Source organism: Paenibacillus sp. FSL M8-0228 (genome assembly GCF_038007385.1).
GTDB classification, from domain to species: domain Bacteria; phylum Bacillota; class Bacilli; order Paenibacillales; family Paenibacillaceae; genus Paenibacillus; species Paenibacillus polymyxa_D.
This window is the reverse complement of sequence record NZ_JBBOXA010000001.1, coordinates 2,599,497-2,611,744: the sequence shown is the minus strand read 5'-3', so window position 1 is coordinate 2,611,744 and position 12,248 is coordinate 2,599,497. Positions and strand designations below refer to the sequence as shown.

Genomic DNA, 12,248 nt, shown 5'->3' with positions numbered 1-12,248 from the left:
ATAGCATCAAGCATTGAGCATTCCTAGAAGTAAGCTATTGAGAAAGGTAGTGAAGAAGCATGAAAGTATTAACCGTTGTTTCACACCCGAGAAAAGATTCCTTGACCTTTAAGGTTGCTGATCGTTTCGTACAGGGTCTTGCCGATGCAGGCCACGATTATGAGATATTAGATTTGCATGGGATTGGTTTTGATCCTATTTTAAAAGGAGTAGATGAACCGGATTTGACAGTTGCGGAACAGTCCTTTTCCCCTGAAGTAGAAATGGAAATAAGGCGGATGAAGGAGCATGATGCATTGGCATTTATTTTTCCACTTTGGTGGTGGAATTTGCCAGCTATGCTGAAGGGTTATATTGACCGTGTATGGAACAATGGGTTTGCGTACGGTTCGAATCACCTGCATCATCAGCATATCTTGTGGCTTGGCTTGGCCGGCGTTTCGAAAGAACAGTTGAAAAAGCGTAACTATGATGAAATGATTACTCATTTGCTGAATGTGGGAATTGCAGATTATTGCGGAGTTTCCAATTCCAAGGTTGAATTCTTAGATGAGACCCTGAGTTCAAATTCCGGTCATTTTGTAATGCTGCTGGATCAAGCTTATCACTTTGGTTTGAATTATGGCAAGGATTAGGCTTTATTTACAATCCCCTCCGACACGAAGGCCGGAAATCCTAACAGAATGCGAGAAAGAATTATCTTTCCGCAAGGAGACCTAAGTAGTAACGCGAAAAAAGACGTTAACCCAGCCATATTTTGCATGGACAGGGGTTAGCGTCTTTTCATTATTCTGCATTTAACTAGCTTTCGACAGCAAGTAAAGGAAATAAGGGGTAACCAGTATGGTGATAATAATTCCGGTTGGAATATCTGCACCAAAGCTGATCGTCCGAGTAAGTGTGTCAGCAATCAAAATGACGAGTGCACCAACTAATGCTGTCGTAGGTAGCAATAGCTTATGATTGGGCCCTACTAGCTTGCGCGCTAGATGGGGACTGACCATGCCTACAAAAAAGAAATTCCCTCCAAGTGCCACGCTACCAGAAGCGAGCGCAACGGCAGCAATCGTCAAGCCGATAAACTCCCTTTTAATTGCTACACCGAGGCCCGATGCTGTCTGATTCCCCAAATTCAACGTATTGAGTGTGTTAGACCTGTAAAAAACGTAAAAACAGATGATAAACACCCACGGGAGCAGCACCATAATATAGCTCCAGTCGTCCCCCCACAGGTCTCCAGCCTGCCATCTCAGAGCAAAGTCATACTGTTGCTTGTCTAGCCGGAGTGTCAACATCAGAGATAATGCGCTGTAGCCACTCCCCATAGCGACACCGGTTAAAATTAGGCCTGTAGGCGAGATGTCTCTTCCCCGCCTGAAAGCAAACATAAAAATCAAGAAAGCTGCCGTGAGGCCGCCTGCAAAAGCTAACCCTGGAAGAAGAATCGGCGATAGCAATCCTTCACTAGCGAACAACGTAATATACATAAGTACAAATAGCCCCGAGCCTGAGCTGATGCCGAGTGTCCCGGGACTGGCCATGTCGTTTTTGAGCAAGCTTTGCATGATACAGCCTGATATCCCCATGCCAATACCTACCAATATAGAAAGCACAATACGTGGCAGTCGAAAGTCAAACACGATCAGGTTCTGTTTGCTCGTTCCTTCGCCCATGATGACCTTGAAAACTTCGAGTGGAGAAAGGTTCATTTTCCCAACATTCATACTGAGTATAGCCACTAACAGCGTCAGCACTACTAACAGTAAAATAATGCTAATACCCCTGCTATTGCGGGACAGCTTCAACTAAACTCCCTCCTTTGCTTGCGCACAAGGTAGAGAAAATAGGGTACGCCCACCAAGGCAAAAATAATGCCAAGGGGTGTTTCGTGAGGGCGATTGATCAGTCGTCCAAGTAAATCCGCTGCCAACAGAAAGACTGCTCCATACAAAGCTGAGGCCGGGATAATATACCGATAATCCGTTCCGACCAGATGGCGCATAATGTGTGGCACGATCAAACCCACGAAGCCAACAGGACCGACCACAATTACCGATAATCCTGTTAGAATTAATACAATTAGGGTTGAAAACAACTTAATCCTATTGGCACGAATACCCAAGCCTGATGCTACATCCTCCCCGAAGCTCAAAATCGTAATTGAGGGAGAAAGCGCGATGGCACAGACCAAACCCACTACAAACAGTGGAGCAATGAAAGCTAGTTCACCCCACTTGGCACTGGCTGTACCACCAGCAGACCAGTAATCAAGGGCTTGGCCAATCTCATACTTAATAGCGATAAACGTACTAAATGCACCAAAAAGCATGGAGATGGACATTCCTGCCAGTACCAGTCGCTGAGGCGTCATGCCTCGCTTGCCTATAGATGCGATGTAATACGTAATGCCCGTAGTGATTGCTGCACCTAGGCAAGAATACAGCATGGTTTCTCCGTAGGTGCGACCAGGCAAAAAGGCCATACATAACGCAATAGCAAATGTCGAGCCTGAGCTTATGCCAATGAGTCCCGAATCCGCTAGTGGATTACGAGTGGTTCCCTGCATAATCGCCCCACACACAGCCAAGCTACACCCTACCATGATATCTGCCACGGTGCGTGGAAACCGCAAGGTGTGAATAATCTGATGTTCCGTAATGTAGGGATCAAACTGAAATATAGCCCCCCACGCCAGCTTCAAGCTCATTTCAGCAGCACCAAAGGTAATGGATGCTGCGGTAACCACCAGAAGCAGGAACACGCCCACGATCATGCAGCCTATAAAATGAAATATTCCTTTTTTATTTGGTTCTTTGTGAGTAGACATCGATTACACCCTTAGTTGGTCAATTATGCATCATTACTTCGTCTGTTCCAGCAATTTGCTAATCATATAATCTAGCTGTCCCGTCATACTAGCAACGTCCGAATAATAGAACAGTCCTGCATATTTCGCTGGAATTTCGATGATATGTCCGTTTTTAACGGCTGGAATGCTGCTCCAGATTTTTGTCTTCGCATATTCGGATTCCTTGCCTTCCTGCTTAAACCAAAGGACATAATCTCCAAAGTATTCAGCAGCTACCTCGTAGGATAAAGAACCACGATTCTCTCCGGAGTTTTTAACCAATGTGTTGAGCTTTTCCGGTTTGTGAAGTCCAAGATAATTGTAAAGCAACGTTCCTCCGCGTGAGCCTGTTTCATAATAAATTCCGTAGGAGCCACTGCCCCAGTCCTCGAAAATGCTAAACGTTTTGTCCTTGAATATGTCGGAATTTAGTTTTTCTTTGGCCTGACTCAGCTTGCTTTCAAACAGTGAAATCACTTTGTCCGCTTCTGCTTCATGTCCTGTGGCCTGACCAAGAAATTTCAAACGTTCTAGGGAGGTCATTTTATCCTCAGGTATCACAAGAACAGGCGCAATTTTAGACAGCTTATCATAATCCTTTGTATCATATGTAATGATAAGATCAGGATCATACTTCATAATTTCCTCAGTTTCCCACTTTTCAATATTGGGGACGTCGCTAAACTTATCGTAAAAAGGCATCGTTTCTTGTTTCCACCCCATGACTGCGGCCGGCTTAATCCCTAGTGTAAATACATCGCCAACATACCAGTTCACGACTACCCGTTGAGGATTAGCGGGCACCTTCACATCTCCTTTTACCGTAGAGACTGTACGTGTATCAGAATCACTGCTTACCTCTTCCTTCGTGGACGACGCGGATTTAGCAGATGAATCAGAGGAGCTGCCAGCATTCCCACAACCTGAAATAACGAAAATCACTACGAATAGTGCACATAAAATCATGTGAAACTTCTTGTTCATCATACGATGCATGTTGCAAATCTCCTTTGAAATATAGTAAGTGCAAAGCATACTTAAAATTAATGATATTGATAATCATTATCACTAATATAAAATTGTAAATTTTACCTCACTGATTGTCAACTATTTCTTGTTTTGTTTTACTTTAATGGGTTCTCCAGTGTTGCTCTTCTATTCGCTTCATGCCATTCCTGATAGATTCCTCCAATTTCATAAAATGCTTTGTTCATTGAAGTTGTCAGCTCCTTCATGATCTCCTTTGTATATTTTAAATGAGTATTTATGTTATCCACTTTATATTTGCGAAGCAGATTCAGATGGGCAATGATGTGAATTGTATCTTCGATGATCCAATAAATCACATCCTCTTCCTCTTTCGTAAGCTTGTTCAGCATCTGTATGCCTCTTTCATACATTTGGAGCGTATAACCCCGCTTGCTCACTTGCACATACGGACTCAGATCATCATAAAAATCCGTACAGAAAGGTCGTCTTACATATTGCTCATACTGCTCTTCATATATTGAAGTTTGTTCAAGCAGTTTAATCGTCATATCTATGAGTTCTTGTTCGCTATATATTTTTTTCATCAGATTTTCCCTTCCCTCTCTCTACTAAATAGATTCAAGTCATATGGACGAAAGCATCGGCTATTCTATGGGTAGTGGTATCCCTGATGTTCAATGGAACGTACGCGCTCGCAGCTTCAGCAACATCAACGTTTATCGTTACGTTTCAACAAGCAACCTTGGTATACAACGATCACGTAGGCACGATTAGGCCATTGCTGTCCAGGTGGCAGGTCAATCCATTAGTGAAGGTAACAGCGTAAAGGCCTCCTCCGTTTCTGCCAAAGGTTCTACCGTTAAGCTAAAAGTGACGATAATAGAATGCTAAAAATAGACCGTCACTCCCAGGAGCAGCGGTCTTCATATTTACAAGTCGCGGTAACTGGGCAGGTACCATTTCGGTATATAGGATTGAAAGTCATCATATGCCTCCAATACCTCTTCAGCTCGTTGCACCATATCGTCTACCTCTTCTTTGCCAAATGGAATGGCCCAGTGGATCGATGAAAGCTGATTGCTTGCAATATACAGAGCCATTAATCTAAAAAATAAATCAGGTACATTGTTATTAAAATAACCGTGGATTCGGCCCGAAGCGAATAAAGGACTTAATGCTGCACACCAGGTAATTCTATTGAATTCTTCCCAAGGATCACCATAGTCCATTCTATTAAAATCGATGATACCCAGTTCACCAGATGGGGTAACCACCATATTGCCCACATGATAATCCCCATGCTGAAATGTTTGAGGACGATTTTCTAATAGATGACGGTTTTGCTCAATAAAGCTTATGGCTTGATCTGCTCCCTTTAAGAAAATACCGCATGACTTATAGTTTGTAATATACCTGTTGATTTTGCCATTATAATGCTCAGCCCATGGGGCTCGATCTGGCTCTGCATGAATCTCATGCATTTTTTTCAATGCATCTCCCGCTTGAACTCCAAGTTGATACTGTTGTGCTGCAGCTAACGTGGGGATCATCTCTTCAGCATCTTTCCCTTCGATCCAGGTGAACAAGGAATATACAGATTGACCCTCATTACAAAACCCAAATTCAAGCGGCCGGGACATGAACAGATTCTCCACGTGATTCAGCTTTTTTACAGCTTCAAACTCGCGTTTCTTTTTATCATAATGAACCATATCCGCCATTCTTAGCAGCAAGTCTCTACCATCAGTGGTTCGAATATAATATTTTTTGTCACTGGACCAGCCTCTATGAATCTCTTCCACGTTGCTCCACTTGCTGGCACCCGGTATTTCACTAAAGAGTTGAGTCACGCTCATCCCCCCACGTTAAAATAGCCTTACTTACTAACTTACTATATGCTTTCCATAGTTTACCTTTGAAATGACAGAGGAATCAATCTTCTTCCAGAAAAAACTCAAATAAAAAAGGCTGAAAAGAGAAGCTGTCTCTTCAACCTCAATATTCACTGAGTTGCCATCGTGAACACCCATCACTTATATTATAAAATCAGTAAGAATACGAAAACTCATGTTTAAATTCGTCTACCCGTTGAATGGTTTTGAGAATATTGCGACCTTCACGTGTACCATCAATAATACGACGAGCTTGTTTACTATCCCCAATATTAATAACTTCTACTTGATGTTTTTTACCATATTCGAGCAAGCTGTCCATCAGCGGACTGTATGAACGCATACCCAAGCATACGAATCCAAGATCAAAAGGAATCTCAAACTCCTGTTCTCCATGCTTTACTTTGAAACGGTCGCTACACACTTCTGTCAAAGCTGTTTCCGTATGGACGTTCACTTCCCGCTCCTCTACCATTTTCATCATGGAGATTCGGGTAATCATATCCAGATCTTTACCGAGTAGCGGCATCATCTCAATAATGGAAACCTCTTGTGCTCCACGCTCTGCGTAATATTCGACGACATCCAGTCCCACAGCCCCGCCACCAACTACAGCAATGCGTTTACCTTCAAACTCCTGGAATTTCTCCATGTTGTGCAAAAGATCAAAGATGGAGAACACTTTTGTCCCCGGTTTGCCCAGTTGCTCATGCAAACCTGCAATAGGCGGAAGAAGTGGTATGGCCCCCGTCGCATTGACAATAATATCAGGATTCAGGGCACTAATCATCGCCAAATCGGCTCGGCTCCCTGTTACAATGTTCAGATTGGTTAACTGTTTGGTGCGTTGAATCAGATAATCAGGGAAATCATTGATGCGTGTTTTGTCTGGCAAGCGGGCAATATCACGGGCCAAACCGCCCAACTCTGGTTTCTCCTCAAAGAGGGTTACTTTGCAGCCTACTTCGGCTGCCGTACATGCTGCTTCCATCCCAGCGGTACCCCCACCGATCACAACAACCTGAACATTGTTTTTAACACGTTGTTTCCGGTATTCAGCTTCCTTGAACAGATCCGGATTTACCGTACAGCAAATCGGTTTACTTTTGGAGATACGATGATCGGCACAACCAATGTTGCAAGAGATACATTTTCTAAGCAAATGTTCGTAGCCGTTTTGCACTTTAAGCACCCAGTTCGGTTCTGCAATCAAGCCTCTACCCATTGCCAGAAGATCCGCGTCACCTCTCACCAAAATATCCTGCGCAGCCTGTGGGCTCCGAATATTACCTGAGGTCATCGTTACCTTCCCGAATTTTTCTTTTACCGCTTTGGCCATATATGAGCGCCAACCATCTGGCAGGTTCATCCCGTCAATCTGGAACTGGATGGAATCATTCAGAGCAGCAGAAACATTCAAAATATCTACCTCATCATTAAGATACTCCAATAACTCGAGTGTATCTTCCAGTGTGTTCCCACCTTCTGTGAACTCTTCCGCGCTAAAACGTAAGCAAATAGGGAAGAATGGGCCTACCACTGAACGAATTTCATCAATGACTAATCTGGCAAAACGGGTACGGTTTTCTGCACTGCCGCCAAATTCATCCGTGCGTTTATTATACATCGGCGAAAGAAACTGACTCAGCAAGTAGGAGTGTCCCGCATGAATTTCAACACAGTCAAATCCTGCTCGTTGCGCTCTTCCCGCTGCTTCTCCGTATTTGCGCACAATGGCGTAAATTTCTTCTTTTTGCAAAGGTCTTGGAATCGCTCCGCCCTTTTTAGAAGGAATATTGGAAGAAGATACAGGCTGAATTCCGTTCAGTCGTCCCGCATAAGCTGAAGCACCCGCATGGTTAATTTGTACAGAAACACAAGCTCCATAAGAGTGTAGGGCTTCTGTTAATCTAAACAGTCCGGGAATAAACTGATCGTTATCCATACGCAGCTGGGTTGTTCCGTTTGTACCCATTGGGAAATCCAGACAAACATTTTCTACTGTTATCAAGCCGGTACCACCTTTGGCCCGTTGCACGTAATAGTCAATATGATCCTGAACAAAGCTTCCGTCCATGGCAGCAAAGTTAGTTCCCATTGGGGGCATAACAATCCGATTTTTCAAGGTCATGCGTCGTATGGTTAGAGGTTCAAAGATAGCAGGATAGTGGTTCATTGTTCTTCCTCCTTGCGAGTGTACAAATTTCATGTTCAAGCTTCCATTAAAGCATTCTCATATGTGATTTATTTCACTTTTGGGAATATCGAGATGTTATTGAGTACGATTATTCCTTATGACTTGATTTTATATCATCTAATCCATAAATTCTAATGCTATTTTATGTACTAAATCATAGTTTCAATCTATAGATTAACTGGAGTTATAAATAAAATAAAAAAGGAACAATCCTGTGAGGAATGTCCCTTTGGTGTGGAAAAATCATGCTTATATTCTGGTATCCATCTACCGAGCTGTTCTTTTAAAACCGTTGGGTACACGTACCAAAATCCCTTCCCTAACGTATCTGTCCAGCAGTCCACACATTGTGGTATATCCATTTACTTCGAATAAAGGTGCGTAGGCTGAGGCTTTAGGAGAGGTATTCAGATATTTAAGGAAAAATCCTTCGTCGATGACCTGGGTATCGTAAATATAAGCCTCAATAGATGTATGCCGTTCTGGGTGATGCTCCCCAATATTCATAAACAGACAATGATCACCATGCAAATCAGCTGACCATATTCCATCAATAATCAAGTCTGTTTCTTTCTGTTCCAGCCATTCAAACTGAGTTGGGAACGGGTCGAACTCAGAAGGTCTGAATTGGTGGGTTTCGGTAGCCATTCGTTCACATAAACGCTGAGCAGATAGTGTGTATTCGTCCCACAAGCCCAGAATAGCCATATCTCTTTCATTCGAGTATTCCCACTCTTGATCCTCTTCTGTCGAAGTTGAGAACTGTGCGAGTGATTGGTCTATCCCCTTATGTCTCATTGCTGTTTTCTTTCCTCCTATCCATCACTAGAAGTGCTCCATTCAGAAACCAAAAATCCCCTGCCCGAAAAGCCGGGTGAGTCCAATGAAAGGAAACACCCCGGCTTGATGTCAAGGGAGACTTGTCTATCCGTATCAAGATTATACTTTTAAATCACCATCATAGGTGGCAATCATATTGTACAGTTCAGGACGACGGTCACGGAAAATGCCCCATTCAATCCGTCCTACTTCCAGCTCATCCAGGTCAAATTCAGCAGTAAGCACTTCTTCATCGGTACGACCCGCTTCTGCGATCTTGTTACCTTGATGTCCGGCAATAAAGGATGAACCGTAGAATGTAATACTGGAGTCTTCGTCCGTTTCAGTTCCGATCCGATTGGAAGCTATGACTGGAATCAGGTTGGAAGCCGCATGACCCAGCATGCAAGTCTGCCAGTGATCCTTGGAATCAATGGCAGAATCCTGCGGTTCCGAGCCAATAGCTGTCGGATAGAACAAAAGTTCTGCGCCCATGAGCGCCATACAGCGGGCCGCCTCAGGATACCATTGGTCCCAGCACACGCCTACCCCAATTTTGGCATAACGTGTATTCCATACTTTAAAACCGGTATCGCCCGGATTAAAATAAAATTTTTCCTCATACCCAGGACCGTCCGGGATGTGGCTTTTGCGGTATTTACCTAACACTTCACCGTCTGCGTCAATGACGGCAAGACTGTTGTAGCGCGCGTAGTTTTTCTTTTCATAGAAGCTGATTGGCAGCACAACCTGTAATTCTTTGGCGATTTTCCTAAAATGGTTAACCGCTTTGTTGTGCTCCAGCTCAGTGGCATATGAATAATAATCAGACTTTTCCTTCTGGCAGAAATATGGAGTCTCGAACAACTCCTGTAGCAAAATAATTTGTGCGCCCTGCGCAGCCGCTTCACGTACTAACTTCTCTGCTTTACTAATATTTTCTTCGATATTGGTAGAACAGCTCATTTGAGTTGCTGCAACTTTTACTTTTCTCACTTTAGTCCTCCTTTTAGATGTTGTATCGTTCAACGCTTTACAGCAGGCATCTGCTGGGTCGTACAGTGCACGTTACCGCCTTCACGGATGACCGCCATACCGTCTACAGTACGAATGGTGCGATCTGGGAATACATTTGCCAGCACTTGCTCAGCTGCAAGATCACTCTCAGCGGCAGTGCCGCCGAACACTGGCAAAATAATACCGCCATTCACAAAATAGAAGTTAATATAACTCAGTGTCAATCGGCTGTCTTCATAATCCACACGCGGCGGCTGACCGATTCGAATCACTTCCAGCTTACGGCCTTTGGCATCCGTTGCTTGCTCCAGAATGCGCAGGTTTTCCTGCGTGATTTCGTAATTTTCATCCTCAGGATCATCACACACTTGCATAATGACCTTGCCAGGAGCTGCAAAACAAGCAATATTGTCCACATGACCGTCTGTTTCGTCGCCACTAAGACCACGTTTTAGCCATATTATCTTCTCGGCACCTGTATACTCACATACATGCCGTTCAATTTCTTCTCTGCTTAATTCCGGATTTCGGTTGGAATTGAGCAAACACTCTTCGGTTGTAATCAGTGTGCCTTCGCCATCTACGTGCAGTGAGCCGCCTTCCATCACAACCGGTGCATCAAACCGTGGAACTCCAAGTTTGTCCAAAATTTGCGGTGCAACCTGGTCATCCAGGTCCCATGGGGCGTATTTGCCACCCCAGGCGTTAAACTTCCAGTTAACACCTGCCAACTGACCATGCTCGTCTGTGAGAAAAGTAGGGCCGTTATCACGCAGCCACGCATCGCTGTGCTCAATCGACAGCAGTTCTACCCGTTCCCCAAGTTCAAGCGCCTTAACGCTCTCCAAATCTTCCGGATTTACGACCACAGTAACTGGTTCAAATTCCGCCATGGCGCGTACAATTCCGGCATAGCCCTTGCATACATCAGCATGCATATCCGGGTAAACCATTGAAGATTTTACAGGCCAAGAAATATACGTGCGTTCATGTGGCGCCCATTCAGGCGGCATCTTATAATGTGAATCCTTAATTTGCATGTATTGAAGCTCTCTTTCTTTTTCATAATGTAGACTCCGCTCCTATCATACAATAATATGATCTTTGTCTCAATCGAAGCGGAAAACTTTCAATAATTTACATTCACATTGGAGTAAATTACTTTGAAAATGTGATTGCTTTCACTGTATTCCCATCAAAATCCTTCACAGTGAATTGTGCCCCCTCCAACACACCGTAAGAGGATGGATAGTTTTCTTTTGGCAGCGAGATCGAACCGGGGTTCAGTATAAAGATCCCATTTTCCACATCCGCTACCGGAATATGAGTATGTCCCTGGATAAACACATCTCCCGCTTCTAGTGGTGGTAAATTTCCGATACTAAAGCCATGTCCGTGCGTGACATAGATTCTCCGTCCTTCATGGTATAGCAAAGCATAATCACCCATCATAGGAAACTCCAGCAGCATCTGATCCACCTCTGCATCGCAATTTCCGCGCACAGAAACCGCAATATGGGACTTGTGCTTATTCAGCAGTGCGGCGACTTCTGCCGGATTATACCCTTCTGGTAACGGATTACGTGGTCCGTGGTACATATAATCTCCGAGCAGGACAAGACGATCGGCTTTCTCCTCCCTGAACTTTTCCAGTGCCAATTGCAACCAATGCAGTGAGCCGTGAATATCTGATATAAACATCAATTTCATAATTATTCTTTCCTTTCTGAATAGGCTGAAAATATTCCACTTAAGCACATTATTGCATTATTCCCTAAACAAATCTGTGCAAAAATGTTCTTTCGTTTGGTCATACTCTTTTTAAGACAATAAACTACAGCTCCGAGTGAGCTGTAGTTTATTGTTATTCCTTTTATATTTGTACTTATCATCTTCGGTGATTTTACGGGTGACCTTGCAAGGGTTTTCAACCGCAATCACACCAGAAGGCACATTACCACCGATCCATCCTCGCTTCGCTTATTTAGATACAGAAGTCAGATTTCTTTTAAAGCTTCATTGTAGGATTCCACATGCTCACTCTTCAGAACTGAAAAGCTACTCACATTGAAATTTCCACTAAATTACCTTCTGGATCTTTAATTACGCTTTCATAATAGCCGTCACCTGTCAATCTTGGCTGACCCACTACTTCATATCCTGCAAGCATGAGCTGCTCTGTCTTTTCATTCACCAGTGCTTTACTTCCAACGGAAAATGCCACATGAGCCCAGCCCGTAATATTGATCTGTGGAGAATGATCTACTCCCGTTTTGCGCATAACTTCTAACCTTGCTCCATCCTCAAAAGTGATAAAATAGGACTCAAACCCTTTTGTCGCATTATAATATTTATCATTAGATTTCCCATCAAAGTATTGCTCGTAAAAACTCTTCATCTTTTCTAAGTCTCTCACCCAGATCGCTACATGCTCAATCTTCATTATTTTCCTCCTTCTGTAGCCCTCATCATTAAAAATCATTAA

The 12,248-nt window shown here is 43.6% G+C and carries 13 protein-coding genes; 2 read left to right on the top strand and 11 right to left on the bottom strand.

Annotated features, from left to right (window positions below):
* The first annotated feature begins 59 nt into the window (after positions 1-59).
* On the top strand, positions 60-635 hold the full coding sequence (locus MKY98_RS11975) for an NAD(P)H oxidoreductase (protein WP_029515088.1): 576 nt from the start codon (positions 60-62) through the stop codon (positions 633-635).
* A gap of 162 nt (positions 636-797) precedes the next feature.
* Here the strand turns inward: MKY98_RS11975 and MKY98_RS11970 are convergent, their stop codons facing one another.
* From MKY98_RS11970 to MKY98_RS11955, 4 genes are all read right to left on the bottom strand, one after another.
* On the bottom strand, positions 798-1,805 hold the full coding sequence (locus tag MKY98_RS11970; RefSeq protein ID WP_029515089.1) for a FecCD family ABC transporter permease: 1,008 nt from the start codon (positions 1,803-1,805) through the stop codon (positions 798-800).
* A complete protein-coding gene (locus tag MKY98_RS11965) occupies positions 1,802-2,827 on the bottom strand; it encodes a FecCD family ABC transporter permease (RefSeq protein WP_069011182.1) in 1,026 nt (341 codons plus the stop codon). Before MKY98_RS11965 ends, MKY98_RS11970 begins: the two co-directional genes overlap by 4 nt.
* Positions 2,828-2,860: 33 nt before the next feature.
* A complete protein-coding gene (locus MKY98_RS11960; protein WP_069011183.1) occupies positions 2,861-3,844 on the bottom strand; it encodes an ABC transporter substrate-binding protein in 984 nt (327 codons plus the stop codon).
* Positions 3,845-3,972: 128 nt separating this feature from the next.
* Positions 3,973-4,422 (bottom strand): Imm63 family immunity protein, encoded by a 450-nt coding sequence (locus MKY98_RS11955; protein ID WP_029515094.1) that lies wholly within the window; start codon positions 4,420-4,422, stop codon positions 3,973-3,975.
* A gap of 86 nt (positions 4,423-4,508) precedes the next feature.
* On the opposite strand from MKY98_RS11955, the gene MKY98_RS11950 reads away from it, so the two are divergent.
* Positions 4,509-4,664, top strand: a complete 156-nt coding sequence (locus tag MKY98_RS11950) for a hypothetical protein (protein WP_245231687.1) — start codon at positions 4,509-4,511, stop codon at positions 4,662-4,664.
* A gap of 103 nt (positions 4,665-4,767) precedes the next feature.
* On the opposite strand, the gene MKY98_RS11945 is transcribed toward MKY98_RS11950, so the two are convergent.
* From MKY98_RS11945 to MKY98_RS11915, 7 genes are all read right to left on the bottom strand, one after another.
* Positions 4,768-5,688, bottom strand: a complete 921-nt coding sequence (locus tag MKY98_RS11945; RefSeq protein WP_069011184.1) for an aminoglycoside phosphotransferase family protein — start codon at positions 5,686-5,688, stop codon at positions 4,768-4,770.
* A 196-nt stretch (positions 5,689-5,884) separates the two neighbouring features.
* Positions 5,885-7,906, bottom strand: a complete 2,022-nt coding sequence (locus tag MKY98_RS11940) for an NAD(P)/FAD-dependent oxidoreductase (protein ID WP_029515097.1) — start codon at positions 7,904-7,906, stop codon at positions 5,885-5,887.
* Between the two features lie 288 nt (positions 7,907-8,194).
* Positions 8,195-8,725, bottom strand: coding sequence for a hypothetical protein (locus MKY98_RS11935; RefSeq protein ID WP_029515099.1), 531 nt, complete (start codon positions 8,723-8,725; stop codon positions 8,195-8,197).
* Positions 8,726-8,866: 141 nt separating this feature from the next.
* The gene (aguB, locus tag MKY98_RS11930) at positions 8,867-9,742 is read right to left on the bottom strand and encodes an N-carbamoylputrescine amidase (RefSeq protein WP_029515101.1); all 876 of its coding nucleotides are present in this window, start codon (positions 9,740-9,742) and stop codon (positions 8,867-8,869) included.
* A gap of 29 nt (positions 9,743-9,771) precedes the next feature.
* On the bottom strand, positions 9,772-10,803 hold the full coding sequence (locus tag MKY98_RS11925; RefSeq protein WP_069011185.1) for an agmatine deiminase family protein: 1,032 nt from the start codon (positions 10,801-10,803) through the stop codon (positions 9,772-9,774).
* Between the two features lie 118 nt (positions 10,804-10,921).
* Positions 10,922-11,473: a phosphodiesterase gene (yfcE, locus tag MKY98_RS11920; RefSeq protein WP_029515104.1), complete on the bottom strand. Its 552-nt coding sequence runs from the start codon at positions 11,471-11,473 to the stop codon at positions 10,922-10,924.
* A gap of 352 nt (positions 11,474-11,825) precedes the next feature.
* The gene (locus MKY98_RS11915; protein WP_069011186.1) at positions 11,826-12,206 is read right to left on the bottom strand and encodes a VOC family protein; all 381 of its coding nucleotides are present in this window, start codon (positions 12,204-12,206) and stop codon (positions 11,826-11,828) included.
* Positions 12,207-12,248: the final 42 nt, after the last annotated feature.

Coding starts and splice junctions, on each gene's coding strand:
- MKY98_RS11925 (WP_069011185.1), bottom strand. CDS start 10,803: ATGCAAATTAAGGATTCACATTATAAGATGCCGCCTGAATGGGCGCCA.
- MKY98_RS11935 (WP_029515099.1), bottom strand. CDS start 8,725: ATGAGACATAAGGGGATAGACCAATCACTCGCACAGTTCTCAACTTCG.
- MKY98_RS11955 (WP_029515094.1), bottom strand. CDS start 4,422: ATGAAAAAAATATATAGCGAACAAGAACTCATAGATATGACGATTAAA.
- MKY98_RS11975 (WP_029515088.1), top strand. CDS start 60: ATGAAAGTATTAACCGTTGTTTCACACCCGAGAAAAGATTCCTTGACC.
- MKY98_RS11940 (WP_029515097.1), bottom strand. CDS start 7,906: ATGAACCACTATCCTGCTATCTTTGAACCTCTAACCATACGACGCATG.
- MKY98_RS11915 (WP_069011186.1), bottom strand. CDS start 12,206: ATGAAGATTGAGCATGTAGCGATCTGGGTGAGAGACTTAGAAAAGATG.
- MKY98_RS11950 (WP_245231687.1), top strand. CDS start 4,509: ATGTTCAATGGAACGTACGCGCTCGCAGCTTCAGCAACATCAACGTTT.
- MKY98_RS11960 (WP_069011183.1), bottom strand. CDS start 3,844: ATGCATCGTATGATGAACAAGAAGTTTCACATGATTTTATGTGCACTA.
- MKY98_RS11965 (WP_069011182.1), bottom strand. CDS start 2,827: ATGTCTACTCACAAAGAACCAAATAAAAAAGGAATATTTCATTTTATA.
- yfcE (WP_029515104.1), bottom strand. CDS start 11,473: ATGAAATTGATGTTTATATCAGATATTCACGGCTCACTGCATTGGTTG.